Below are 23,991 nucleotides of genomic sequence, written 5' to 3' on the forward strand. Positions count from 1 at the left end.
GTGGGCGCTCTGCGCAGCGAAATAAAGGGGGGAGGCGGCCTCCCGCCGCCGGAGGACATTCGCGGAGCAGAGCGCCCACACCTCGGAGCCCGCGAGGTCGAACCCACGCAAAAACTCACACCTCCGCTGCCTCCACCAGAAACCGCACCCGCCGCTGCCCCTGCCACTCGTCCGCGTCCAGTCGGAACGCAATCTTCACGCGTGGCGGCAGCGGTTCGGTGTGGCCGAACCAGATGCCGTCCACCGGCTCGCCCTGGTGCTTGAGCTTCAAGGCCAAGTGCTTTTCGCCCACCAGCCGCTGGGACACCACCTGCACCTCCTCGCAGAACACCGGTGGCGCAAAACCTTGCCCCCACACCTCCTGGTGCAGGGTGTCCACCAGATCCGGGCGGCGGTACTGCGCCTCCAGCGGGCCGTCCGACTCCATGCGGCGCTGCAGCGTCGCCGCGTCCAGCCATTCGTGCGCCACCTGCTGCAACGCCGCCTCGAATGTGTCCAGGTGCTCCTCGTCGATCGTGCAGCCCGCCGCCATGGCATGGCCACCGAAGCGCAGCAACACACCGGGGTGGCGTTTGGCCACGAGGTCCAGCGCATCGCGCAGGTGAAAGCCGGCAATGGAGCGGCCCGAACCCTTGAGCTCGTGCTCCTTGCCCTCGGCGCCGCTGGCGGCAAACACGAAGGTGGGGCGGTGCAGCTTGTCCTTCAGGCGCGAAGCCACGATGCCCACCACCCCCTCGTGGAAGTCGGGGTCGAACACCACCAGCGCGGGCGGAGGCTCCTCCGACTCGTCGAACATTTCTTCGGCCATCTGCAAGGCCTGCTCGCGCATGTCGCCTTCAATGGCCTTGCGCTCGCGGTTGATGCCGTCCAGCGTGCGCGCCAGCTCATCGGCGCGCAAGGCATCGTCGGTGGTGAGGCATTCGATGCCCAGTGTCATGTCCGCCAGGCGGCCAGCGGCGTTCAGGCGCGGGCCGAGTGCGAAGCCGAAATCAAAACCGGTGGCGGCCTCGGGCTTGCGCGCGGCCACGTTGAACAAAGCCGTCATGCCCGGCGGCATGGCGCCGGCGCGCACACGCTTCAAACCCTGGGCAACGAGGCGGCGGTTGTTGGCATCGAGCTTGACCACGTCGGCCACCGTGCCCAGCGCCACGAGCGGCAGCAGCGCATCGATCTTGGGTTGTGTCTGCACCGTGAACGCACCGCGCTCGCGCAGCTCGGCGCGCAGCGCCAGCAGCACGTAAAACATGACGCCCACCCCCGCGATCGATTTGCTTTCGAAGGGGCAGCCCGGCTGGTTGGGGTTGACGATGATGCAGTCCTGCGGGAGCGCGATCTCGCCGTCTTTCAAGGCGGGCAGGTGGTGGTCGGTCACGATCACCTGCAGGCCGAGGTCGCGCGCGGCGCGCACGCCGTCCACGCTGGCGATGCCGTTGTCCACCGTCACGAGCACGTCGGCGCCCTGGGCTTTCACGCGCTTGGAAATGGCGGGCGTGAGCCCGTAGCCGTCGGTCACGCGGTCGGGCACGAGGTAGTTCACGCGGTCAAAGCCCAGCGGTGCGCCAAGCAGGCGCAGGCCACGCAGGCCCACTGCGCAAGCGGTGGCGCCGTCGCAGTCGTAGTCGGCCACGATGCAGATGGCCTGGTTCGCGGCCATGGCGTCGGCGAGGGCGCGCGCAGCCGCCTGGGCGCCGAGCATGGAGGACGGGGGCAGCAGGCGCGCGAGCGCGTCGTCGAGCTCGTCCTTGCTGGTGATGCCGCGCGCGGCGAACAGGCGCGCCAGCAGCGGGTGCAGGCCGCTTTGCTCCAGCGCCCAGGCGGCGCGGGGGGGCACGTCGCGGGTGGTGATCTTCATAGGGATTCCAGCGTCTTCCAGGCCGGGTTTTGGCCCAGGATGTTTTTGAACATGCGGCCGATGCGACCGACCGCGGTGCGTGGCGCGTTCGTGAAGCGTTGCGCGGTGCGCTCACCACACAGCGTGAGTGTGACGGCCTCACCCCGTCGCGCGCGCGCGAGCCACTGGGCGATCTCGCCAGCGTCCAGCGCTTCCCAGGCCTGCTGCCAGCGGCGCCAGTCGGCCTGCAGCGCGGCCTGGCGCAGGGTGTCGGGTTGGGCGGGGGCTGGCCTCAGCGTCAAGGGCTGCGCCAGCGCGCCCGCGCCACTCACCCAGAAACCATTGATGGGGTGCAGCCGGGCCGCTTCGCGTTCGTCGTGCATCGCATGTGTGTAGAACAGCATCTGCGCTTCGCTCTGCAGGCGCTTGAGCAGCTGCGCGCCTTGCCGGTTGGCGGCGCTCTCGGCCAGCCAGCCTTCCACCGAGCGCCCGCCCACGCGGTCCAGGCTGGCGCTGGCGATGCCGCGCAAGGGCTCGCCTCTGGCATGCCAGCGCGTGGCCGAGGTGTAGCTCAGGGTGATGCCGTCCTCGGCGCAATACGGCGCCAGCGCATCGAACAGCGCACGCGAATGCGCATCGGCCAGGTCGAGCTGCTCGGCGGGCAGCAGCGTGACCTGCTCCATGCCGACCTGGAAATGGCAGGGCGTGAACCAGGCCTGGGGTGCCGTGGGTTGAGCGTCTTCGATGGCCGCCCAGGGGATGAGGCCGTCGTCGAACGGACAACCGTCGGGGCGCAGCAGGCCGATGGCTTGCGCCAGCGCGCGTTCGTGCGGTGGGCTCAGGCTGTGCTCGTTGCCTTCGTCGCGCACCACCGGCACCAGCTCGGCCAGCAGGGCGCTGAGTTGGGGCAGGGCGAGTTGGGGGAGCACCGCACGGCAGCCGGGGTCGCTGGCGCTGGCAAACGGAACCAGCAGGTGCGAGGAAGGCTCAGAGGCCAGGTGGGAAGCGGGCATGACGCGATTGTCGGGGATGCCACAATGCCCGCTGGATTCCAACCCATGCAAACCCCTTACGAACTCATTCTGGGCTGGCGCTACACGCGCGCTGGCCGCGCCACCCGGCGCAACGGCTTCATTTCCTTCATTTCGGGCGTGTCCATGCTGGGCATTGCGCTGGGCGTGGCCGCGCTCATCATCGTGCTCTCGGTCATGAACGGCTTCCAGAAGGAGGTGCGCGACCGCATGCTCGGCGTGCTTTCGCACATCGAGGTGTTCGAGCCCGGCGGCCAGGCCATTCCGAACCTGGCCGATACGCTGGCGCGCATCGAACGCCACCCCGAGGTGGTGGGCGCCGCGCCCTTTGTGGGCGCGCAGGCGCTGATCGCACGGGGCGAGGACATGAAGGGCACGCTGGTGCGCGGCATTGACCCGGCGCTGGAGCCCAAGGTGACGGACCTCGCCGCCGACCTTGCCGACACCATGCTGCCGCGGCTGGTGCCGGGCGAGTTCGGCGTGATCCTGGGCGGCGAGCTGGCGCGCAGCCTGGGCGTGATCGCCGGTGACAGCGTCACCCTGATCGCCCCCAGCGGCCAGGTGACGCCAGCCGGCGTGGTGCCGCGCATTCGCCAGATGACGGTGGTGGGCACCTTCGACTCCGGCCACTTCGAGTACGACTCGGCGCTGGCGCTGCTGCACCAGGAAGACGCGGCGCGCATCTTCCGCGTGGAGGGCCCGACCGGCGTGCGCGTGAAGATCAAGAACCTGCACCAGGCGCGCGAGGTGGCGCTGTCGATTGCCAGCGACCTCGACCCCGGCCTGCTGGTGCGCGACTGGACGCGCCAGAACCGCACCTGGTTCGCCGCCGTGCAGCTTGAAAAACGCATGATGTTCATCATCCTCACGCTGATCGTGGCGGTGGCGGCGTTCAACCTCGTGTCCACGCTCGTGATGACGGTGACCGACAAGCGCGCCGACATTGCCATCCTGCGCACGCTGGGCGCCAGCCCGCGGAGCATCATGGGCGTGTTCATGGTGCAAGGCGCCATGGTCGGCATCATCGGTACCGGCGCGGGCCTGCTGCTGGGCCTGGGTGTGGCCTTCAACATCGACACGCTGGTGCCGGCGCTGGAGCGCTTGCTGGGCGCGAGCTTCCTGCCGCAAGACATTTACCTCATCAGCCGCATGCCCAGCGACCCGCAGCAGACCGACATCCTGCCGGTGGCGGTGATCTCGCTGGTGCTGTCGTTCCTGGCCACCATTTACCCGAGCTGGCGCGCGAGCCGTGTCAACCCTGCCGAGGCGCTGCGCTATGAGTGAATACAACCCCGTGCGAGCCGGCTCCAACTCCGTTCGGGCTGAGCTTGTCGAAACCCCCGCCCAGGTTGTGGTGAGCCCTTCGACAGGCTCAGGGCGAACGGGGGGTGGCTCAGGGCGAGAGGGGGGTGGCTCAGGGCGAACGGATGTGGTGTTGAGCGCCACCGGCCTCACCAAGCGCTTCACCGAAGGACGGCTCGACGTCACCGTGCTCACCGGTGTCGACCTCACCGTGCGCGCGGGCGAGACGGTGGCCATCGTCGGTGCGTCCGGTTCGGGCAAGAGCACCTTGCTGCACCTGCTGGGGGGGCTTGATGCGCCCAGCAGTGGCAGCGTCGAGCTGATGGGGCAATCGCTCGCGGGCTTGAGCGCCGCGCAGCAAGGCGCCCTGCGCAACCAGCACCTGGGCTTCGTGTACCAGTTTCACCACCTGCTGCCCGAGTTCAGCGCGTGCGACAACGTCGCCATGCCGCTGTGGATTCGCCGCATGCCGCGCGCGCAAGCCGCCGAGCAGGCCACCCGGATGCTCACGCGTGTGGGGCTGGGCGAGCGCTTGCACCACCGGCCTGCCGAACTCTCGGGCGGCGAGCGCCAGCGCGTGGCGATTGCGCGGGCCCTGGTCACCCAGCCCGCGTGTGTGCTGGCCGACGAGCCCACGGGCAACCTGGACCGCAGCACCGCCGAAGGCGTGTTTCAGCTCATGCTCGAACTCGCCCGAGACCAGGGCACGGCCTTCATCGTGGTGACCCACGACGAGACCCTGGCTGCGCGCTGCGGGCGCCTGCTGCGGCTGACCCGGGGTGTGCTGAGCTGAAGCGGATCCCGCGGGGCCACCCCGGGCGTCAGCCGGGCATCAAGGCTTCGTGCGGGTGAAGCGCAGCGGCTTCTCCAGGCCCTGCACATGCATCAGCATGGTTTTGCCCTGCACCTCCAGGCGGTGCGCTTTCTGCAGGGCATCGAGGTAGCGCGTTTCCTGCTCGCTCACGGCTTCCGGGCAGGCCATGCGCGTGCCGCCCAGCTGGCCCAGCGCCACCTTGTCCTGCATCAGCGTGTACGAGCCAAAGAAGCGGTTGCACGAGCTGTTGCCCGCCACGCGCCCGGCTTCGGGAAAGGCCAGCGTGGCGGTGACCTTGTCGAGCACGCCGCGCCCACCGAGGTCTTCCAGCCGCCATTCGCTGCCCACCAAGGGGGCGGTGGCCGGTGCGCCGGGCATGGCGCAGGCGCTCAGGGCCATCAAAGCCGGGGCGGCCAGCCAGGCCAGGCGGGAGGGTGTTGGTGACATGGCAACTTCCTTTGCTTCTTGTGTGGGGACACCGGCGCACCGTGCGCGTGCCGGCACAATGGCCGTTATACCGCCATGTGGATCGACACACACTGCCATCTGGACGCGCCCGAATTCGGCGTGGATCACGCGCTTGCCCTGAGCCTGCGCGCGCGCGCCGCCGCGCAGGGCGTGGGCCTGTGCGTGATCCCGGCGGTGGAGCGCGCCAACTTCGACACCGTGCGCACACTGGCGCACCGCATGGGCGATGCGTATGCGCTGGGCATCCATCCGCTGTACGTGCCGCGCGCGCAAGACAGTGACCTGGCCGCGCTCGATGCCGCACTCACCGAACACCGCGACGACCCGCGCCTGGTGGCCGTGGGCGAGATCGGCCTGGACTTCTTCGTGCCCGAACTCTGCACGCCCACCATGCGCGAGCGCCAGGTGCAGATGTACCGCGCGCAATTGCGGCTGGCCCGAAAGTACGGCCTGCCCGTGATCCTGCACGTGCGCCGCAGCGCCGACGTGTTGCTCAAGCACCTGCGCGAGCTGCCCGTGGCCGGCATCGCCCATGCCTTCAATGGCAGTGAGCAACAAGCGGGCGCTTTCCTCGACCTGGGCTTCAAGCTGGGCTTTGGCGGCGCCTGCACCTTCGAGCCCGCAAAGCAGCTGCGGCGCCTGGCGGCCGAGCTGCCCCTGTCGGCTCTCGTGCTCGAAACCGACGCGCCCGACATCCCGCCGCAGTGGCTCTACGTGACGGCCGCCGAGCGCGCGCTGGGCCGTGCGCAGGGCATCAACAGCCCGCTGGAGCTGCCACGCATCGGCGCGGTGGTGGCGCAGTTGCGCGGCCTGCCGCTGGAGGCGCTGCGCGAGGCGACCACCGCCAACGCACGGCACGCCTTGCCCCGGCTGGCGGCGCTGGAGGCCGTGCGGTGAGCGCGCTGCAAGGCTTGCCCCCTGTGCTCAGCGCCGACACGCGGGTGCTGGTGCTGGGCAGCTTTCCAGGGGTCGCTTCGTTGCGCGCGCAGCAGTACTACGGCCATCCGCAAAACCACTTCTGGAAAATCCTGGGTGCCCTGTGGGCCTTGCCCCTGCCCGCGATGCCGTATGCCGAGCGGGTGGAGGCTATGCAGGCGCACGGGCTGGGCGTGTGGGATGTGTACGGCGCCTGCGAGCGCGAAGGCAGCCTGGATGCCGACATCCGCAACGCCAGGCTCAACGACTTTTCGGTGGTGCGCTGGCATTGCCCCAAGCTGGGCGCCATTGCGCACAACGGGACCGAGAGCTTTCGCCACGCGCAGCACACCGAGAAGCTGGGGGTGCCGGTTTACAAGCTGCCGTCCACCAGCCCGGCCAATGCCAGCTGGAGCTTTGACCGCAAGCTGGCGGCCTGGGCGGAGGTGCTGCGCCGGCATGGCGTGGGCGGCCAGTCGCCCTGTTCATAATCGTCGCTCCCCAGGTTGGACACCCGATGCCGCATTCACCTCACCCGCCCACTGATCCGTTTTTCTTTTGTCTGTCGCCCGGCTCCCGCAAGGGCCTCGGCGTGCCAGCGCGCCTGGCCCACGAGGTGACGGCATGAAGTCGGGCGCCAACGCCGCGGCCCGCGCCCGCCGCAGCGTGCAGACGCTGCCGGAGGTGACGATCTCCGAAGACAGCGAGGTGCGCTTCCTGCACCTGGGCACCGAGTGGATCCAGGGCTCGATGCTGCTGGACGCGCCGTTCGACATCGAGCTGGACTACGTGCAGCGCATGATGGCCTGGCTGCTGTTTGTGGACCCCGATACCGTGAGTGGCCGCCGCGCGCTGCAGCTCGGCCTGGGCTCGGCCGCGCTGACCAAGTTCTGCTTCAAGAAGCTGCGCATGGACACCACCGCGATCGAGATCAACCCGCAGGTGCTGGCCGTGTGTCGCCAGTGGTTCAAGTTGCCGGCCGACGGACCGCGCCTGCGTGTGCTGCTGGCCGATGCCGGCGAAGCGATCCGCCACGCCGAGCACATCGGTGCCTACGATGCGCTGCAGGTCGACCTGTACGACCACGAGGCCGCCGCCCCCGTGCTCGACAGCCCCGACTTCTACGCCGACTGCCGCGCTGCCCTGACCGACGACGGCTGCCTCACCGTCAACCTCTTCGGCCGCGACACCAGCTACGAGCGTTCGCTGCAGAGCCTCTGCGCGGCCTTCGGCGCCGATGCGGTGTGGGCTTTCAAGCCCACGCGCGAGGGCAACACCGTGGTGCTCGCCCAACGCACGGCCGAGCGGCCCACGCGCATGGCGCTGCTGGCGCGCGCCGAGGCGGTGCAGGCGCGCTGGGGTTTACCCGCTGTGAAGTGGTTGCGCCTGTTCAAACCGGTATCCTGATCCACGCATGAAGACTTCGCAGACGCCCTCACCCCAGAAAAAATTGGACGGTCCGCTGGACTGGCGCACGCTGGTGGGCTGGCTGCGCGAGGACGGCGTGATTTCCACCGAAGAAGCCGAGCGCACCACCACGCGCTGTGCGTCGGCCCACAGCTCGCAGCATCCGCTGCAGCGCCTGGCAGTGGTGGGCATGGCGCGCGCGGCCGACAGCCATGTGCTCGACGTGGAGACGCTCACGCAGTGGCTGGCCAAACGCGCCGGCCTGGACTACATGCGCATCGACCCGCTCAAGGTGGACGTGGGCAAGGTGGCCGATGTGATGAGCGCCGCGTACGCGGAGCGCCACAAGGTGCTGCCGGTGCTGGTGAGCCCGACCGAAGTGGTGGTGGCCACGGCAGAGCCCTTCGTTCGCGACTGGGTGCCCGAGGTGGAGCGACAGACGCGGCGCACCGTGCGGCTGGTGATGTCCAGCCCGCAGGCCATCAACAGCTTCACCGGTGAGTTCTTTGCGTTGGCCAAGTCGGTGCGCGCGGCCAACAAGAGCGGCGCGCAAGGCTTCAGCAGCTTCGAGCAGCTGGTGGAACTGGGCAAGGCCAACAAGCAGCTCGATGCCAACGACCAGGGCGTGGTGCAGGTGGTGGACTGGCTCTGGCAGTACGCCTTCGACCAGCGCGCCAGCGACATCCACTTGGAGCCCCGGCGCGAGCAGGGCGTGATCCGCTTTCGCATCGACGGGGTTTTGCACCCCGTCTACCAGATGCCGATGGGCGTGATGAACGCGATGACCGCGCGCATCAAGTTGCTGGGCCGCATGGATGTGGTGGAGCGCCGCCGCCCGCAGGACGGGCGCATCAAGACGTTGCGCCCCGGCGTGGGGGGTGCGCGCGGCGACGAGGTCGAGATGCGGCTGTCCACGTTGCCCACGGCGTTTGGCGAGAAGCTCGTCATGCGCATCTTCGACCCCGACTCCACCGTGAAGGACCTCAGCGCGCTGGGCTTCGCTTCGCACGACGCGCAGCGCTGGGAAGGTCTCACCAGACACCCTCACGGCATCGTGCTGGTGACCGGCCCCACCGGCTCGGGCAAGACCACCACCCTCTATGCCACGCTCAAGCGGCTGGCCACCGAAGAGGTGAACGTGAGCACGGTGGAAGACCCCATCGAGATGATCGAGCCCGCCTTCAACCAGACGCAGGTGCAGCCGCATCTCGACCTCGATTTCGCGCAAGGCCTGCGCTCGCTGATGCGGCAGGACCCGGACATCATCATGGTGGGGGAGGTGCGCGACCTGGCCACTGCCGAGATGGCGGTGCAGGCCGCGCTCACCGGCCACCTGGTGTTCACCACGCTGCACACCAACGACGCGCCCTCGGCCGTCATGCGCCTCATGGAGCTGGGCATTCCGCCGTACCTGATCAATGCCACCGTGCTGGGCGTGCTGGCGCAGCGCCTGGTGCGCACGCTGTGTCCCGCGTGCCGCCAGCCCCAGGGCAAAGAGGAGACCGTGGCCTCGCGCGCCACGCTGGCCGAGCTGGTCAAACCCTGGCAGGTGAGCGGCAGTTACCGCCCCTACCAGCCCGTGGGTTGCGTCGACTGCCGCATGACCGGCTTCCGTGGCCGCATGGGCCTGTATGAATTGCTCGTGGTCACCGAGGCCTTCAAGGACAAGGTCAGTCGCGAACCCGTGCTGGATGCGCTGCGCAAACAGGCCGTGCAGGATGGCATGCGCCCGCTGCGCCTCGGTGGTGCCGCCCGCGTGGCCGAAGGCCTGACCACCATGGACGAGGTGCTGGCCTGCACGCCGCCCGTGCAGTGAGCCGGGTGCACGGCCGACCGCCACCATGATCAAGAACCTGCAGGACTTTCTCGCCGGTGTGTTCTTTCTGGCGCTGGGGATCGGATTTGGGTGGGTGGCTTCGCGCCATCCGCTCGGCGAGGCGGCCGACATGGGGCCGGGCTATGTGCCTTTGCTGCTGGGCCTGCTGCTCGGTGTGCTGGGCTTGCTGATGCTGTTCAAGGCGCTCACCTTCGAAGCGCTGGGCGGTGGGCGCGTGCGGCGCTGGGGCGCAGTGCCCTTGCTGCGATTGCTCGGCGGGCTTTTCTGCCTGGCGCTGTGCAGCGGGCCGAGCCAGTGGCCCTGGGTGGGGGCGTGGTTTGAAGGCTGGCCCACGCTGGGGCTGGCGGCGGGCGTGGCCGGCCTGGTGCTGGCGGTGGTGCCCGGTGAGCCCGGTGGCACGCGCGGGCGTGCGTGGCTCTGGTCGATCGCGCTGGCTGCTGTGGTGTGCGCCTTGTGGGCGGGCCCGCTGGGCCTGGACGTCGCGTTGTGGCCCACGCGCGCTGAGCGCTGAACGCGGGCGCGCGCATGGTCTCCGACTTTTCATGGTGGGGTTCGCTGGCGCAGGGCTTGTCTGCCGTGTGGGGCTGGCAAGCCATGGGGCTGATTGCGCTGGGCGTGCTGATGGGCAGCGTGTTTGGCGTGCTGCCGGGTGTGGGGCCGGTGACGGCGATCGCGCTGCTGCTGCCGGCGACGCTGGGCCTGCCCGCCTTGCCCGCCTTGCTGGTCATCGCTGGCGTGTATTACGGCGCGCAGTACGGCGGCTCGTTGCCGGCCATCGTGTTCGATCAGCCGGGCGAAGCCTCGTCGGTCATGACCAGCCGCGATGGCCATGCGATGGCCGTGCAGGGGCGCACCGGGGTGGCGCTGTCCGTGGCGGCCATCAGTTCATGTGTGGCCGGTTGCCTGGCCATCGGCCTGGTCGTGTTGCTGGCGCCCGGCGTGGTGTCGCTGGGCGTGCAGTTCGGGCCGGCCGAGCGTTTCCTCTTGCTGGTGGTAGGGCTGGTCGGGGCCACGGTGCTGGCATCGGGCTCGTTCCTCAAGGCACTGGCGATGACGGTGCTGGGGCTGCTGCTGGGCCTCATGGGTTGGGACGCTCAGACCGGCGTGGCGCGCTTCGTGCCCGAGGCGCTGGAGCCCTGGATGGGCCGCCACCACGGGCTGAACGAAGGCGCGGGCTTCATTGCGCTGGCGTTGGGCTTTTTCGTGGTGGCGCCGATTGCCGCCGAACTGGCTGGCCTCTCAACGCTCGCGCCAGGTGCGCCGCCCGAGGCGCCCCGTGCCACGCCGGCGGCGGCAGGCTTTGACACGCGGGCCTCGCGCGATGAACTCAAGGAGGCACTGCCCGCCCTGTTGCGCGGCACGGGGCTGGGTGCGGTGCTGGGGGTGGTGCCGGGCGGGGGGGCGTTGCTCTCTTCGCTGGCGGCTTACCAGCTGGAGGCGGTGGTGTCGCGCCAGCGGATGCCGCCTCTGGGGCAGGGCAACCTGCGCGGCGTGGCCGCACCCGAGGCCGCCAACAACGCAGGCGCGCAAACGGCCTACCTGCCGATGCTGGCCCTGGGCCTGCCGCCCAACACCGTGATGGCGCTGCTGCTGGGCGCGCTCGGGTTGCACGCCATCGAGCCCGGGCCGTCGGTGATGAGCGTGCAGCCCACCGTGTTCTGGGGGCTGCTGGTGGCCATGTGGATCGGCAACCTGTTCCTGCTGCTGCTCAACCTGCCGCTGTCGCGCTGGTGGGTGCCGACGCTGTTGCGCGTGCTGCAGGTGCCGCGCCGCGCCGTGCTGGCGGGCCTGCTGACGGCGGCGGGCCTGGGGGCGCTGGCGCTGGGGCCGCACGGCTGGGGTGTGTGGCTTGTCATGGGGCTGGGGCTGCTGGGTTTTGTGTTGCAGCGCCTGGGCTGTGAGGGCGTGGCGTTGTTGCTGGGCTATGTGCTCGCGCCTGGGTTGGAGGAGCAGTTGCGCCGCGCGTTGCAGCTCTCGCGTGGCGACTGGTTCGTGTTCATCGAGCGGCCCGTGTCGGCGGTGCTGTTGATGATCGCCATCGGCCTGTTGCTGGTGGTGGTGCTGCAGCCGCGCCGGCGTGCGCGTGCATGACGCGGCCCGGCATCGCAAAAGGCGAAGTCCCGAGCCACACAGGCTCTTCTCTCGGCCCGGATAATCGCCCGGATGCCTGCCGCGCCCGTGTCCACTGCTGCCCCCGCACCCCAACTCGCCATGGGCTTGCTGCTGGCCAGTGCGGGCTCCATCGCCTTCAGCGGCAAGGCCATCATCGCCAAGCTCGCGTACCGGCATGGCGTGGACGCGGTCACGCTCATCATGTACCGCATGCTGTTTGCGCTGCCACTGTTTCTGGCCCTGGCCTGGTGGGCGAGCCGCCGCCCGGGGGGTGAGAAGCCCGCGCCGCTCACGCGAGCCGACTGGCTGGGCGTTCTGGGGCTGGGGTTCACGGGTTACTACCTCGCGAGTTTTCTGGATTTTTCAGGCCTGCAATACATCAGCGCCAGCCTGGAGCGGCTGATCCTGTACCTCAACCCCACCCTTGTGCTGGTGCTCGGCTGGGTGGTTTATCGGCGGCGCATCACGCTGTTGCAGGCCGTGGCCATGGCGGTGAGCTACGCGGGGGTGCTGCTCGTTTTTGGCCACGAAGTGGGCTCCCAGGGGCCGGATGCGGTGCTGGGTGCGCTGCTGGTGTTTGGCAGTGCGGTCAGCTACGCGATATACCTCGTGTACAGCGGCGAGCTGGTCAAGCGCCTGGGCTCGATGCGCCTGGTGGGTCTGGCCACCAGCGTGGCCTGTGTGCTGTGCCTCTTGCAGTTTGTGCTGCTGCGGCCCCTGAGCGCGGCGGTGGTGGCGCCGGAGGTGATCTGGCTCTCGGTGCTCAACGCCACGCTGTGCACCTTCGCGCCGGTGGTGATGGTGATGATGGCCATCGAACGCATCGGCGCCGGGCTGGCTGCGCAGGTCGGCATGATCGGCCCGATGTCGGTCATCGTCATGGGCGTGTGGATTCTCGACGAACCGTTCAACCGCTGGATCGTGGCGGGCACCGTGCTGGTGATTGGCGGCGTTTTCCTGGTGACGCGCTTTGGCGCTGCACCGAAAAAGTAACTTTCAGGAGATTCAGATGGATTTGGGCATCAAGGGCAAATGGGCGCTCGTGTGTGGCGCGAGCAAGGGGCTGGGTCTGGGTTGTGCGCAGGCGCTGGCCACCGAGGGCGCAAATGTGGTGCTGGTCGCGCGAGGCGCGGCTGCGCTGGATGCCGCCGTGGCGTCGCTGCGCGCGGCATGCCCCGATGTGACCGTGCTCGGCGTGGCCGCCGACATCACCACGCCTGAAGGCCGCACGGCCGCGTTGGCAGTGGCAGGCGGGCCGGGCGCGGCGTTCGACATTCTGGTCAACAACGCGGGCGGTCCACCTCCGGGTGATTTCCGGGCCTGGGGCCGCGACGAATGGATCAAGGCGCTGGACGCCAACATGCTCACGCCCATCGAACTCATCAAGGCGCTGGTGGATGGCATGGCGCAGCGCGGGTTTGGTCGCATCGTCAACATCACCTCGGGTGCGGTGAAGGCGCCCATTGGCATCCTCGGTTTGTCCAACGGTGCCCGCAGCGGGCTCACGGGGTTTGTGGCGGGTGCTGCGCGCAGCCCGCTGGCGGCACAGGGTGTGACCATCAACAACCTGCTGCCGGGCGCCTTCGAGACCGACCGCCTCAAGACCACGATGGCCGGGCTGGCGAGCAAGGCGGGTCAACCCGTTGAGGCTGTGATGGACTCGCGCCGTTCGGCCATCCCCGCCAAGCGGTTTGGGCATCCGCAGGAGTTCGGTGCGATCTGCGCGTTTCTGTGCAGCGTGCACGCCGGCTACATGACGGGCCAGAACGTGCTGGCCGACGGCGGGGCTTACCCCGGCACGTTCTAGCCCTTGCGCGACGACACCAGGATGCCGCCCACGATCAGCACGAAGCCTGCGGCGTGGTAGGCGCTGGGCGGTTCGCGCAGCAGCATGGTCGACATCAGCGCTGCAAACAGCGGTGTGAGGTTGTTGAAGATCGAGGCCATGGAAGGGCCAACGCGCTGCACCGCCGCGCCCCAGCAGCGGTAGGCCAGCAGCGAGGGTCCCACTGCGACGTAGGCCAGTGCAGCCGCGAGCGGCCAACCCCACTGGATGGGGCTGCCCGCATCGGGTGACACGGGCATGGCGATCCATTCGCCCGCCGCAAAAAGGCCCGACCACCCCAGGCCGAAGATCATCTGGGCGAGCAGGAAAGCGGCCCAGTCAGCCTTGATGGCCGCCGGGTCGGTGCCGGGCTTGGGCCTTGCCAGCAACCAGCTGTACCAGGCCCACAGCACCGACGCCAACAACACCCAGGCGTCACCCGGCACCAGCTGCACCGAGAGCAGCTGCTCAAGGTGCCCGCGCGAAAGGACCACGGCCACGCCGGTGAGAGACAGCCCGGCGCCGAGGGCGGCCCGGCGCGAGATGGGCACGCCATACAGCAGGCGGCCCAGCAGCAGCATCCACACCGGTGTGCTGGCGGCCACCAGCGTGACGTTCATGGGGGTGGAGGTTTTGAGCGCGAGGTACTGCAACGCGTTGTAGCTGCCCACCCCCAGCAGGCCCAGCAGTGCGAATCGCCGCCACTGCGGCCACAGATCGCTCCCTGGCCGCAGCACCCAGCCAGCCAGCGGCAGCAGCAACACGAAGGCCAGCACCCAGCGCAGAAAGTTGAGCGTGATGGGCGGCACCAGGCCTTGCATCATGCGGCCCACCACGGCATTGCCGGCCCACATCAGCGGGGGAATCACCAGCAGCAGGAGGGTTGTGGGTGCAAGGCGTGCGCTGGCGGTCTGTGACATGGCCCGCACTGTACCGCCGACCCCATGCCCGGCGCGTCGCTGGGGATGATGGGCCGCACGGCGCCGTGACGGGCTCTTTTCATGGCAGCATGCCGCTTTCGAACTTTGAGGAGACCAACGATGAGCGAACAGACCAGCCGCGCCGTGCGCATCCATGCCGTGGGCGGCCCCGAACAACTGGTGGTCGATACCGTGAGCGTGGGCGACCCCGGGCCAGGCCAGGTGCGCATTTGGCACCACGCGGTGGGGCTGAATTACATCGACGTCTACCAGCGCACGGGCCTCTATCCGTTCCCGCTGCCGCTGTCGCTGGGCATGGAGGGGGCGGGCGTGATCGAGGCGGTGGGCGAGGGCGTCACCCACCTCAAGGCCGGTGACCGCGCCGCCTATGCCGCCAACCCGCCGGGCAGCTACTGCGATGTGCGCGTGATGCCCGCCATGAACGTCTGCAGGCTGCCCGATGCGATCGACTTTGAAACCGGTGCGGCCATGATGCTCAAGGGCCTCACGGCGCAGTACCTGCTCAAGCGCTGCCGCCCTGTCGAGGGCCTGGAGGCGGGCGACTTTGTGCTGTTCCATGCAGCGGCAGGGGGTGTGGGCCTGATCGCCTGCCAGTGGGCGAAGGCCCTGGGCCTGCAGCTCATTGGTACCGCCGGCTCGGATGAAAAATGCGCACTGGCCCTGGCGCACGGTGCGACCCACGCCATCAACTACCGCACCGAGGACTTCGCTGCGCGCGTCAAGGACATCACCAACGGACAGGGCGTGAAGGTGGTTTACGACTCGGTGGGCAAGGACACCTTCGACAAGTCGCTCGACTGCCTGCGGCCGTTTGGCCTGATGGCCAGTTTCGGCAACGCCTCAGGCCCGGTGGCGCCGTTCGCGCCCGGCATCCTCGGCCCCAAGGGTTCGCTCTACGTGACGCGCCAGACGCTGTTCACCCACATCACCAGCCGCGAGCGCACGCAGGCCATGGCCGACGACCTGTTCGCGGTGGTCGAAGGCGGCAAGGTGAAGATCCGCATCGACCAGCGCTTTGCATTGACCGACGTGCAGTCCGCACACGAGAGCCTGGAAGCGCGCGCGACCACCGGCTGCACGATTCTGCTGCCTTGAGCTTGCCCGGCGTGTAAAGGTCTGATCAAGGCACCCGCGGAGCCGGCTTTGCCGGGCCGCGGGGTGTGCCCCCTTCAGGGGGTGACGCCAACGGCGGCGCGGGGGTGTTCCTTCTGTACAGGCGCCACTGCAGCCAGCGCGCGCTCCAGGTGCGCGAGCGTGGCGGGCACGTCGTGCCATTTGTCCAGGCCGAAGAGGCCGATACGGAAGGTTTTGAAGTCTGGGCCCTCGTCGCATTGCAAGGGCACGCCAGCGGCGGTCTGCAGCCCCAGCGCCAGGAATTTCTTGCTCGACTGGATGTCGGGGTCGGTGGTGTGGCTCACCACCACGCCCGGCGCCTGGAAACCGGGCGCCGCCACGCTGGGGAAACCATGGCGCAAGAGCAGGGCGCGCACCTGTGCGCCCAGCGCCATCTGCTCCTGGCGCACTTTCTCCACGCCGTAGGCCTCGGTTTCCTTCATGGTGTCGCGCAGGCGCGTGAGTGCGTCGGTGGGCAGCGTCGTGTGGTACGCGTGGCCACCGCCCTCATACGTTTCCATGATCTGCAGCCACTTCTTCAGGTCCATCGCGAAGGTGGTGCTCTGCGTCTGGTCGATCGCGGTGCGCGCTCGCTCGCCGAGCATGACCATGGCACAGCAGGGCGAGCTGCTCCAGCCCTTCTGCGGCGCCGAGATGAGGATATCGACGCCCGTGGCTTTCATGTCGACCCACATGGCCCCTGAGGCGATGCAGTCGAGCACCAACAGACCGCCGACGGCGTGCACCGCATCGGCCACGGCCTGGAGGTAGTCGTCGGGCAGGATCATGCCGGCGGCGGTTTCCACGTGGGGCGCGAACACCACGGCCGGCTTTTCGCGGGCGATGGTGGCGACCACCTCGCCAATGGGCGCTGGTGCCCAGGCCGCTTGTGCGCCCTCACCGGTGCGCCGCGCTTTCATCACCGTGTGGCTGGCGGGAATGCCGCCCATGTCGAAGATCTGCGTCCAGCGGTAGCTGAACCAGCCGTTGCGAATTACCAGCACATGCTGTCCGTGCGCAAACTGGCGCGCCACCGACTCCATGCCGAAGGTGCCGCTGCCGGGCACCAGCACCGCCGAGTGCGCGCCATACACGCGCTTGAGCATGGCCGAGATGTCGGTCATCACGCCCTGGAAGCGCTTGGACATGTGGTTGAGCGCGCGGTCGGTGTAGACGACCGAAAACTCGAGCAGACCATCGGGGTCGATGTGGGGCAGCAGTCCGGGCATGTTGTCTCCTGTGTCGGGTCACGCAAAGCGGGGAGCCAGCGTAGCACAGCACCCTCGAATGTGCAGCCGCGCAGCGAGGGCCGGCGCGGCCGGGGTTCACAGCCGGCTGGCGCGCGTTGACGCGGGTGGTTCGCGCAGACGGCTGGGCGCGAGCACGCCGGCGCTGTCGAGGATCGGGTAAGCGATGGAGCAGATGTGCGAGTTGATGCGCTTGAGGTCGCTGATGAGGTCCAGGTGCAAGGCGCTGGTGTCCATGCTCTGCGGCGTCATGCCCGAGAGGCGGTCCAGGTGGGTGGCTGCGTACTCGCGCTCCATGTCGCGAAAGCGCACCTTCTCTTCCACCAGCCGCTGCGCGTCGCGCACGTTGCCGTTGAGGAACACGCTCATGCCCAGGCGCAGGTTGTCGAGCAGGCGCGCGTGCAGTTCGGTGATCTCGGCCATGCCGGCCTCGGAGAAGTCGCGGCCCTTGCGGATCTTCTTGTCCTCGATGTCGAGCAGCACCCGCTCGACCGTATCGCCGATCTGCTCCATGTTGATGGTGAAGCTGATGATGTCCGTCCAGCGGCGGCTTTCGCCTTCGCTGAGCTGCTGCCGCGAGATCTTGGTCAGGTAGTACTTGATGGCCGAGTACAGGCTGTCGACCGAATCGTCGAGCTTGCGCAGGTCCTGCGCGAGCTTCAGGTCGTTGGTCTTGATCACCGTCATCACGCCGCGCAGCATGGTTTCGACGATGTCGGCCTGGTGCATGGCTTCGCGCGCCGCACACGAGATGGCCAGCGAAGGCGTGGCCAGGGCGGAGGGGTCGAGGTGGTTGGGCCGGTCCAGCGGCCCTTTGCCTTCCTGCAGTGGCAACAGCTGGTTGACCATGCGCGCAATGGGTTGGGTCAGACCGATGAAGACCGCGCCCACCATGAGGTTGAAGCTCAGGTGGAAGAGCACGGTGAGCGTGGCCGGGTCCTGCACGAGCGGCTTCATGACCTGCAGCCACAGCGGGATCAGCCAGATGGCAATGCCCACACCAAGCACCTTGAACAGCAGGTTGCCCAGCGGTACCTGCCGCGTGCTGATGCCGGACTTCGCCGTGGTGATGACCGCCAGGAGGCCGCTGCCCAGGTTGGCGCCCAGCACAATGCCCAGCGCCACATCCAGACCGACCACCTGCAGCGACAGCGTGGACGCCAGCAACACCACGGCGAGGCTGGAATAGGCCACCACCGCCAGCGTGGCGCCCAGCAGGATTTCCAGAAACAGGTCGCTGGTGAGCGACTCCAGCATCAGCTGCACGGCGGGGTTCTGCGTCAGCACGCTGGTGGCCCCAGAGATCAGTCGCAGCGCCAGCAGCATCAGGCCCAGGCCAATCATCACGCGACCCAGATCGCCGGTGGGCGTGCCCTGGCGCGAGATGAACAGCGTGACCCCCAGAAAAATGAACAGGGGTGACAACCAGGACAGATCAAACGAGAACACCACGGCCATCAGGCTGGTGCCGATGTCCGCACCCAGCATGACCGCGAGCGCCGCAGGCAGCGCGATCAGGCCGCGCCCGACGAACGAGGCGGTGATGAGCGCGGTGGCGGTGCTGGACTGGACCAGCGCCGTCACGCCCAGGCCCGAGAGGGCGGCCGTGAATCGGTTGCCCATGCTCGAGGCGAGCACATGGCGCAGGTTGCTGCCGAAGACGCGCAACACGCCGTTGCGCACAAGGTGGGTGCCCCACACCAGCAAGGCGATGGCCGCCAGAAGGTCCAACAGGTGTTTCATGAACCTCAAAACTATACGCCGCGCGGGTCAGCCCTTGGCGCGACTCGGACACGCGCGTGCGCGCAACGGCTCAGCGGCTTCGCCGCATGCGCCGGATTTCGTCCAGGATCAGGGCCACCGCACCCACGCTGATGGCCGTGTCGGCGAGGTTGAAGGCCGGAAAGTGGCCACCCGGGAAGACACCCGCCAGGAATGCCCAGTGGAAGTCAAGGAAATCGACCACGTAGCCATGCCACAGGCGGTCGATCACGTTGCCCAGCGCGCCGCCCAGGATGCAGGCCAGCGCAAACGAAAACAGCTTCTGGCCCGGGTGCGCGCGCAGCATCCAGACGATGAAGACGGCCGCGCCCAGGCCCACGGCCGTGAAGAACCACCGCTGCCAGCCGCCAGCGCCCGCGAGGAACGAGAACGCGGCCCCTGTGTTGTGCGCCCGGACGATGTTGAAGAAGCTGGTGACCGGGGTGCTGTCACCGAGCTGGTAGCTGGCCAGGATCAGCTGCTTCGTGGCCTGGTCGGCCACCAGCAGCACGACCGCCAGCCCCAGCCACGGCCACACGGGGCCCATGCCGGCGCGCGCCATCAGGCCACCGTGCGGACTTCGCCCGCGCCAAAGAGGTTGCTGGTGCAGCGCCCGCACAGCGTGGGGTGCGCGGCATCGCTGCCGACGTCATCGCGGTAGTGCCAGCAGCGCTCGCACTTGGTGGCCGTGGCGGGCGTCACCTGCACGCCCAGCGCATCGCCCAGAACCAGCTCCACCGACGAGACGATCAGCGCAAACTTCAGGTCGTCGCCGAGCGATGCCAGCAGGGCATGGTCGTCGGCCGGCGCGCTCAGGCGGACATTCGCCTGCAGCGATGCGCCCACCTGGCCCGCCGCGCGAACCGTCTCGATGTCCTTGTTCACCACATTGCGCACCTCGCAAATGCGCGTCCATTTCGCCAGCAACGCCTCGTTGGCTGTGGGCAGTTCGGCGTAGGTCTCGAAGAAGATCGAACCGCGGCTGGCAGCGCCTGCCAGCACGGGCCAGGCTTCTTCGGCGGTGAAGCTCATGAAGGGCGCCATCCAGCGCAGCATGGCGTGGGTGATCTGGTGCAGGGCGGTTTGCGCGCTGCGGCGCGCCAGGCTCTTGGGCGCGGTGGTGTAGAGCCGGTCCTTGAGCACGTCGAGGTAGAACGCGCCCAGGTCTTCGGAGCAGTACACCTGCAGCTTGGAGACCACCGGGTGGAACTCGTACACGTCGTAGTGGGCCAGCACCTCGGCCTGGAACTGCGCCGCGCGCGCCAGCGCATAGCGGTCGATCTCCAGCATCTGGTCCAGCGGCACCGCGTCGGTGGCCGGGTCGAAATCGCTCACGTTGGCGAGCAGGAAGCGCAAGGTGTTGCGGATGCGGCGGTAGGCATCGACCACACGCGCCAGGATCTTGTCGTCGCCGGCGATGTCGCCCGAATAGTCACTCGCGGCCACCCACAGGCGGATGATTTCCGCGCCGAGTTTTTTGGTGACCTCTTGCGGGTCGATCCCGTTGCCCAGCGACTTGCTCATCTTGCGGCCCTGGCTGTCCACCGTGAAGCCGTGCGTGAGCAGGCCTCGGTAGGGCGCGCGGTCGTGCAGCGCGCAGCCCAGCAGCAGCGACGAGTGGAACCAGCCCCGGTGCTGGTCGTGGCCTTCGAGGTACAGGTCGGCCTCGGGCCCTTCCTGGTGGAAGGCGCCGTTCACGTAGGCTTTGGCGTGGCTGCCGCGCAGCACATGCTGGAAGGTCGAGCCGGAGTCGAACCAGACTTCCAGGATGTCCTGGCTCTTGGTGTAGAGCGGTGCGTCTTGCGGGCCAAGGATGTCTTCTGCCGTCACGCGGCTCCAGGCCTCGATGCCGCCTTTTTCGACGATGTCGGCGGCCTGGTCGAGGATTTCCATGGTGCGCGGGTGCAGCTCGCCCGAATCCTTGTGCAGGAAGAACGGGATCGGCACGCCCCAGCTGCGCTGGCGAGAGATGCACCAGTCGGGCCGGTTGGCGATCATGTCGTGCAGGCGCGCCTTGCCGTTTTCGGGGAAGAAGTGCGTGTGCTCGATGGCGTCGAGTGCGGTCTGGCGCAGGGTGCGCGGGGCCTTGTCTTTCGTGAACACGCCCACGCCTTCGTCCATGCGGATGAACCACTGCGCCGCAGCGCGGTAGATCACCGGCGTCTTGTGGCGCCAGCAGTGCGGGTAGCTGTGGGTGATGGGCTGGGTCGCCATGAGGCGATCGGCGCTCTTCAAGGCCTCCAGGATCGCGGGCACGGCTTTCCAGATGTGCTGGCCGCCAAACAGCGGGAAGTCGGCCGCGTAGGTGCCGTTGCCCTGCACCGGGTTGAGGATGTCGTCGTAGGCCAGTCCATGGGCCACGCAGGAGTTGAAGTCATCCACGCCGTAGGCCGGCGCCGAGTGCACGAGGCCGGTGCCGTCGCTGTCGCTGACGTAGTCGGCCAGGTACAGGGGCGAGAGGCGGCGGTAGCCGGCGTCGGCGTCAAACAACGGATGACGGAACACCAGATTGCGCAGGGCTTCGCCCTTGGCCGTGGCGATGACCTGGCCTTCGAGCTGGAAGCGTTCCAGGCACTTCTCGACCAGCGACTCGGCCAGCAACAGCACGCCGCGTGTCGTGTCCACCAGCGCGTAGCTCAGCTCGGGGTGGGCGTTGAGTGCCTGGTTGGCGGGAATGGTCCAGGCGGTGGTGGTCCAGATGACGGCGAAGGCGCTCTTGCCTGCCGGCAGCGAGGCCAGGCCAAAGGCGCGCGCCAGCGCACCTGCATCGTTCGCTTCAAAGGCCACGTCCAGCGTGTCGCTCTTCTTGTCGGCGTATTCGATCTCGAACTCTGCCAGTGAGGACCCGCAGTCGAAGCACCAGTACACGGGCTTGAGACCGCGGTAGACAAAGCCGCGCTCGATCACGCGCTTGAATGCGCGGATCTCGCCCGCCTCGTTGGCGAAGTCCATGGTGCGGTAGGGACGCTCCCAATCACCCAGGATGCCCAGGCGCTTGAAGTCCTCGCGCTGCAGACCGATCTGCTCGGTGGCGTAGGCGCGGCTTTTGGCCTGCATGTCGTCGCGGCTGAGGTTGCGGCCGTGCTTCTTCTCGATGGCGTTTTCGATGGGCAGGCCGTGGCAGTCCCAGCCGGGGATGTACTGCGCGTCAAAGCCGGCAAGCTGGCGGCTCTTGACGATCATGTCCTTGAGTACCTTGTTGACCGCGTGGCCCATGTGGATCTGGCCGTTGGCATAGGGCGGGCCGTCGTGCAGCACGAACAGCGGCGCGCCTTCGCGCGCATCGCGCAGGCGCTTGTAGAGGCCTTCCTGGTTCCAGGTGTTCACCCAGCCCGGCTCGCGCTTGGGCAGGTCGCCGCGCATGGGGAAGGGCGTGTCGGGCAGGTTGAGGGTGCTGCGGTAGTCGGTGGAGGCGTCGGACATGACTGGGATTCCGTGGTGGCTTCGACAAGCTCAGCCCGAGCGGGGAGTGAGGAGAACTGGGGGCAGAAACCGTTCGCCCTGAGCCTGTCGAAGGGCGGCGACCGGGCAGACGGGTCGTCTAAATTCGGTCGCGCGTGGTCTGCCGATGGGTCTGGGCGTGCAGCGAGGCAAAGAAAGCGCGTGCATCGTCGCAGTCCCGGGCGATGCCCTGGGTCAAGGCGTCGAGGCTGTCGTATTTCAGCTCGTCGTGCAGTTTGTGCAGAAGTTCCACGCGGGCGATTTTACCGTAGGCCTCCCCGCCAGGCAGGCTGGCGGCCAGGGCCGCTGGCCACTCGAGACAGTGGGTTTCCAGCAGCACCCGCCCGCCGTTCACGTCGTTCGGGTCCAGGGAGGGGCGCACGCCCAGGTTGGCCACCCCGGGCAGCGGCGGCGAGTCGGCGTGCGGGCCCAGACCGTGCACATGCACCGCGAAGATGCCGCTGGCCGCGGGCTTCCAGTGCGAAAAGCGCAGGTTCAGGGTGCGAAAGCCATCGCCCTTTCCGGGGCTGCTCTCGGCCAGCTGACGACCCAGCTTGCGCCCGTGCACCACATGGCCGCTGATGCTGTAAGGCCGCCCGAGCAGGGCCGCCACGTCGTCCATGCGGCCTGCGCCCAGGGCTTCGCGCACCGCCGAGCTCGACACGCGCAGCCCGTGTACCTCGTAGCTCTGCATGCGGGCCACATCAAAGCCCAGCCGCCTGCCAGCCGCATCCAGCATGGCGTAGTCGCCCTTGCGCTGGGCACCAAAGCAGAAGTCGTCGCCGACCAGCACGTACCGCACGCCCAGGGTGCGCACCAGGGTGTCTTCGATGAAGGCCTGCGCCGGCTGGCTGGCCAGTTGTGCGTTGAAAGGGAGGATGACGCACTCGTCCACGCCACAGCGTTCGAGCTCCTGCAGCTTGTCGCGCAGCGTGGCGATGCGCGCTGGCGCGAGCTCGGGCTTTTTGTGCAGGGCGGCGAAGTAGTCGCGCGGGTGGGGCTCGAACGTCATCACGCAGCTGGGCACGCCACGGTGCTGGGCTTCGTTGTTGAGCAGCGCGAGCATGGCCTGGTGGCCGCGGTGCACGCCGTCAAAGTTGCCGATGGTCAATGCGCATCCCGCAGCGTTCGGGGAGTGGGGGCGCAAACCGCGAAAGATTTTCATGCCGGGAGGAGGGTGTCGGGGCGGGGGTGCTGGGCTTTTGAGCGCTAAAGCGGTGGCTTCCCTCGGGACGCCACGGGCGCTTCATCAAAGCGCGCTATATTGGCGCTCGATGATATGCGCTCGCAGCCTCGGCTGGCGAACGCAGGGCTGCCGCCCACACGGCCGCCTCTCCCCGCTGACTTGTTCAATGGAAGGAGCCCGTCTTGAAGGTCTTGAAGCTCTCTGCGCAGGGTCTGCCGCAGTCGTGGATCAGCCTCGAAGAAGCCGTGTTGCACTACGCGGCCGATGAAGTGCGCTGGGAAATGGGGGCCGAGATCGCGGTGTTTCATGGCGGACACAACGCGATGACCGGGCGTCAGTCCATCATCACGGTCAATTCCATCATCGGCACGCAGGGCGTGCCCCGCATCAATCCGTTTGACCTGCGACCCACGCTGACCAACAGCAAGCTGTTCGCGCGCGACCGCAATGTGTGCGCCTACTGCGGCGAGCATTTCCATGAAGAGGCCTTGACGCGCGAGCACATCGTGCCGCTGGGGCAGAACGGGCGCGACACCTGGATGAACGTGGTGACGGCCTGCAAGTCGTGCAACCACCGCAAGGGCAACCGCACGCCCGAGCAGGCGCACATGGGGCTGCTGTACACCCCCTATGTGCCCAGCCTCTGGGAAGACTTCATCTTGCGCAACCGCCGCATCCTGGCGGACCAGATGGAGTTCCTGATGTCACACCTGCCCAAGACGTCCCGTCTGCACGCCTGAGCCGGCGGGCGCCGGCAGGC

Annotated in this window: 21 protein-coding genes; 12 read left to right on the forward strand and 9 right to left on the reverse strand. The window is 68.2% G+C overall.

Going from position 1 to position 23,991, the window contains the following annotated elements:
• Positions 1-115 precede the first annotated feature (115 nt).
• Both recJ and KXJ60_RS16035 read right to left on the reverse strand, forming a co-directional pair.
• On the reverse strand, positions 116-1,852 hold the full coding sequence (gene recJ, locus KXJ60_RS16030; RefSeq protein ID WP_291130196.1) for a single-stranded-DNA-specific exonuclease RecJ: 1,737 nt from the start codon (positions 1,850-1,852) through the stop codon (positions 116-118).
• On the reverse strand, positions 1,849-2,844 hold the full coding sequence (locus KXJ60_RS16035) for a phosphoglycerate mutase (RefSeq protein ID WP_291130198.1): 996 nt from the start codon (positions 2,842-2,844) through the stop codon (positions 1,849-1,851). Before KXJ60_RS16035 ends, recJ begins: the two co-directional genes overlap by 4 nt.
• Before the next feature lie 45 nt (positions 2,845-2,889).
• Between KXJ60_RS16035 and KXJ60_RS16040 the strand changes: the two genes are divergently transcribed.
• Together KXJ60_RS16040 and lolD are read left to right on the forward strand one after the other, a co-directional pair.
• Positions 2,890-4,146, forward strand: a complete 1,257-nt coding sequence (locus tag KXJ60_RS16040; protein ID WP_291130200.1) for a lipoprotein-releasing ABC transporter permease subunit — start codon at positions 2,890-2,892, stop codon at positions 4,144-4,146.
• 145 nt (positions 4,147-4,291) lie between these two features.
• The gene (gene lolD / locus KXJ60_RS16045) at positions 4,292-4,957 is read left to right on the forward strand and encodes a lipoprotein-releasing ABC transporter ATP-binding protein LolD (protein ID WP_291130202.1); all 666 of its coding nucleotides are present in this window, start codon (positions 4,292-4,294) and stop codon (positions 4,955-4,957) included.
• 39 nt (positions 4,958-4,996) lie between these two features.
• Here the strand turns inward: lolD and KXJ60_RS16050 are convergent, their stop codons facing one another.
• Positions 4,997-5,425, reverse strand: coding sequence for an META domain-containing protein (locus KXJ60_RS16050; RefSeq protein WP_291130204.1), 429 nt, complete (start codon positions 5,423-5,425; stop codon positions 4,997-4,999).
• Between the two features lie 75 nt (positions 5,426-5,500).
• On the opposite strand from KXJ60_RS16050, the gene KXJ60_RS16055 reads away from it, so the two are divergent.
• The 8 genes from KXJ60_RS16055 to KXJ60_RS16090 all read left to right on the forward strand — a co-directional run bounded on the left by KXJ60_RS16055 (position 5,501) and on the right by KXJ60_RS16090 (position 13,524).
• Positions 5,501-6,343 (forward strand): TatD family hydrolase, encoded by an 843-nt coding sequence (locus tag KXJ60_RS16055; protein WP_291130206.1) that lies wholly within the window; start codon positions 5,501-5,503, stop codon positions 6,341-6,343.
• Positions 6,340-6,852 carry a DNA-deoxyinosine glycosylase gene (locus tag KXJ60_RS16060; RefSeq protein ID WP_291130209.1) on the forward strand — a complete coding sequence of 171 codons (513 nt, stop codon included), beginning with the start codon at positions 6,340-6,342 and terminating at the stop codon, positions 6,850-6,852. Before KXJ60_RS16055 ends, KXJ60_RS16060 begins: the two co-directional genes overlap by 4 nt.
• A 133-nt stretch (positions 6,853-6,985) precedes the next feature.
• Positions 6,986-7,768, forward strand: a complete 783-nt coding sequence (locus tag KXJ60_RS16065) for a spermidine synthase (protein ID WP_291130212.1) — start codon at positions 6,986-6,988, stop codon at positions 7,766-7,768.
• A 7-nt stretch (positions 7,769-7,775) separates the two neighbouring features.
• Positions 7,776-9,584, forward strand: coding sequence for a type II/IV secretion system protein (locus KXJ60_RS16070; RefSeq protein ID WP_291130215.1), 1,809 nt, complete (start codon positions 7,776-7,778; stop codon positions 9,582-9,584).
• 25 nt (positions 9,585-9,609) lie between these two features.
• Positions 9,610-10,116, forward strand: a complete 507-nt coding sequence (locus tag KXJ60_RS16075) for a tripartite tricarboxylate transporter TctB family protein (RefSeq protein ID WP_291130218.1) — start codon at positions 9,610-9,612, stop codon at positions 10,114-10,116.
• A gap of 14 nt (positions 10,117-10,130) precedes the next feature.
• A complete protein-coding gene (locus KXJ60_RS16080; protein WP_291130220.1) occupies positions 10,131-11,696 on the forward strand; it encodes a tripartite tricarboxylate transporter permease in 1,566 nt (521 codons plus the stop codon).
• Between the two features lie 72 nt (positions 11,697-11,768).
• Entirely contained in the window at positions 11,769-12,710 is a 942-nt protein-coding gene (locus KXJ60_RS16085) for a DMT family transporter (RefSeq protein WP_291130223.1), read from the forward strand.
• A 16-nt stretch (positions 12,711-12,726) separates the two neighbouring features.
• Positions 12,727-13,524 carry an SDR family oxidoreductase gene (locus KXJ60_RS16090; protein ID WP_291130226.1) on the forward strand — a complete coding sequence of 266 codons (798 nt, stop codon included), beginning with the start codon at positions 12,727-12,729 and terminating at the stop codon, positions 13,522-13,524.
• On the opposite strand, the gene KXJ60_RS16095 is transcribed toward KXJ60_RS16090, so the two are convergent.
• Positions 13,521-14,462: a DMT family transporter gene (locus tag KXJ60_RS16095; protein ID WP_291130228.1), complete on the reverse strand. Its 942-nt coding sequence runs from the start codon at positions 14,460-14,462 to the stop codon at positions 13,521-13,523. The two genes, KXJ60_RS16090 and KXJ60_RS16095, sit on opposite strands and share 4 nt — an antisense overlap.
• A 120-nt stretch (positions 14,463-14,582) precedes the next feature.
• Between KXJ60_RS16095 and KXJ60_RS16100 the strand changes: the two genes are divergently transcribed.
• Entirely contained in the window at positions 14,583-15,578 is a 996-nt protein-coding gene (locus KXJ60_RS16100) for a quinone oxidoreductase (RefSeq protein ID WP_291130238.1), read from the forward strand.
• 74 nt (positions 15,579-15,652) lie between these two features.
• Here KXJ60_RS16100 and KXJ60_RS16105 read toward each other — a convergent pair whose 3' ends face one another.
• From KXJ60_RS16105 to KXJ60_RS16125, 5 genes are all read right to left on the reverse strand, one after another.
• Positions 15,653-16,825 carry an aminotransferase class V-fold PLP-dependent enzyme gene (locus KXJ60_RS16105; protein WP_291130240.1) on the reverse strand — a complete coding sequence of 391 codons (1,173 nt, stop codon included), beginning with the start codon at positions 16,823-16,825 and terminating at the stop codon, positions 15,653-15,655.
• A 96-nt stretch (positions 16,826-16,921) separates the two neighbouring features.
• Positions 16,922-18,586 carry a Na/Pi cotransporter family protein gene (locus tag KXJ60_RS16110; protein WP_291130242.1) on the reverse strand — a complete coding sequence of 555 codons (1,665 nt, stop codon included), beginning with the start codon at positions 18,584-18,586 and terminating at the stop codon, positions 16,922-16,924.
• Positions 18,587-18,656: 70 nt separating this feature from the next.
• On the reverse strand, positions 18,657-19,166 hold the full coding sequence (gene lspA, locus KXJ60_RS16115; protein ID WP_291130245.1) for a signal peptidase II: 510 nt from the start codon (positions 19,164-19,166) through the stop codon (positions 18,657-18,659).
• Positions 19,166-22,027: an isoleucine--tRNA ligase gene (gene ileS / locus KXJ60_RS16120; RefSeq protein WP_291130248.1), complete on the reverse strand. Its 2,862-nt coding sequence runs from the start codon at positions 22,025-22,027 to the stop codon at positions 19,166-19,168. Before ileS ends, lspA begins: the two co-directional genes overlap by 1 nt.
• 118 nt (positions 22,028-22,145) lie before the next feature.
• On the reverse strand, positions 22,146-23,210 hold the full coding sequence (locus KXJ60_RS16125) for a bifunctional riboflavin kinase/FAD synthetase (protein WP_291130251.1): 1,065 nt from the start codon (positions 23,208-23,210) through the stop codon (positions 22,146-22,148).
• A gap of 203 nt (positions 23,211-23,413) precedes the next feature.
• On the opposite strand from KXJ60_RS16125, the gene KXJ60_RS16130 reads away from it, so the two are divergent.
• Positions 23,414-23,971, forward strand: coding sequence for an HNH endonuclease (locus KXJ60_RS16130; RefSeq protein WP_291130254.1), 558 nt, complete (start codon positions 23,414-23,416; stop codon positions 23,969-23,971).
• The last annotated feature ends 20 nt before the right edge of the window (positions 23,972-23,991 follow it).

Origin of the sequence: Hydrogenophaga sp., assembly GCF_019264445.1 — a bacterium.
In the GTDB taxonomy this organism is placed as follows: Bacteria; Pseudomonadota; Gammaproteobacteria; order Burkholderiales; family Burkholderiaceae_C; genus Hydrogenophaga.

What these genes read in the sequence shown, in the direction of transcription:
- lspA (WP_291130245.1), bottom strand. Translation starts at nt 19,166, where the DNA reads ATGGCGCGCGCCGGCATGGGCCCCGTGTGGCCGTGGCTGGGGCTGGCG.
- KXJ60_RS16125 (WP_291130251.1), bottom strand. Translation starts at nt 23,210, where the DNA reads ATGAAAATCTTTCGCGGTTTGCGCCCCCACTCCCCGAACGCTGCGGGA.
- KXJ60_RS16055 (WP_291130206.1), top strand. Translation starts at nt 5,501, where the DNA reads ATGTGGATCGACACACACTGCCATCTGGACGCGCCCGAATTCGGCGTG.
- KXJ60_RS16100 (WP_291130238.1), top strand. Translation starts at nt 14,583, where the DNA reads ATGAGCGAACAGACCAGCCGCGCCGTGCGCATCCATGCCGTGGGCGGC.
- KXJ60_RS16075 (WP_291130218.1), top strand. Translation starts at nt 9,610, where the DNA reads ATGATCAAGAACCTGCAGGACTTTCTCGCCGGTGTGTTCTTTCTGGCG.
- ileS (WP_291130248.1), bottom strand. Translation starts at nt 22,027, where the DNA reads ATGTCCGACGCCTCCACCGACTACCGCAGCACCCTCAACCTGCCCGAC.
- KXJ60_RS16065 (WP_291130212.1), top strand. Translation starts at nt 6,986, where the DNA reads ATGAAGTCGGGCGCCAACGCCGCGGCCCGCGCCCGCCGCAGCGTGCAG.
- KXJ60_RS16035 (WP_291130198.1), bottom strand. Translation starts at nt 2,844, where the DNA reads ATGCCCGCTTCCCACCTGGCCTCTGAGCCTTCCTCGCACCTGCTGGTT.
- KXJ60_RS16110 (WP_291130242.1), bottom strand. Translation starts at nt 18,586, where the DNA reads ATGAAACACCTGTTGGACCTTCTGGCGGCCATCGCCTTGCTGGTGTGG.
- recJ (WP_291130196.1), bottom strand. Translation starts at nt 1,852, where the DNA reads ATGAAGATCACCACCCGCGACGTGCCCCCCCGCGCCGCCTGGGCGCTG.
- KXJ60_RS16090 (WP_291130226.1), top strand. Translation starts at nt 12,727, where the DNA reads ATGGATTTGGGCATCAAGGGCAAATGGGCGCTCGTGTGTGGCGCGAGC.
- KXJ60_RS16105 (WP_291130240.1), bottom strand. Translation starts at nt 16,825, where the DNA reads ATGCCCGGACTGCTGCCCCACATCGACCCCGATGGTCTGCTCGAGTTT.
- KXJ60_RS16070 (WP_291130215.1), top strand. Translation starts at nt 7,776, where the DNA reads ATGAAGACTTCGCAGACGCCCTCACCCCAGAAAAAATTGGACGGTCCG.
- KXJ60_RS16080 (WP_291130220.1), top strand. Translation starts at nt 10,131, where the DNA reads ATGGTCTCCGACTTTTCATGGTGGGGTTCGCTGGCGCAGGGCTTGTCT.
- KXJ60_RS16040 (WP_291130200.1), top strand. Translation starts at nt 2,890, where the DNA reads ATGCAAACCCCTTACGAACTCATTCTGGGCTGGCGCTACACGCGCGCT.
- KXJ60_RS16050 (WP_291130204.1), bottom strand. Translation starts at nt 5,425, where the DNA reads ATGTCACCAACACCCTCCCGCCTGGCCTGGCTGGCCGCCCCGGCTTTG.
- KXJ60_RS16085 (WP_291130223.1), top strand. Translation starts at nt 11,769, where the DNA reads ATGCCTGCCGCGCCCGTGTCCACTGCTGCCCCCGCACCCCAACTCGCC.
- KXJ60_RS16095 (WP_291130228.1), bottom strand. Translation starts at nt 14,462, where the DNA reads ATGTCACAGACCGCCAGCGCACGCCTTGCACCCACAACCCTCCTGCTG.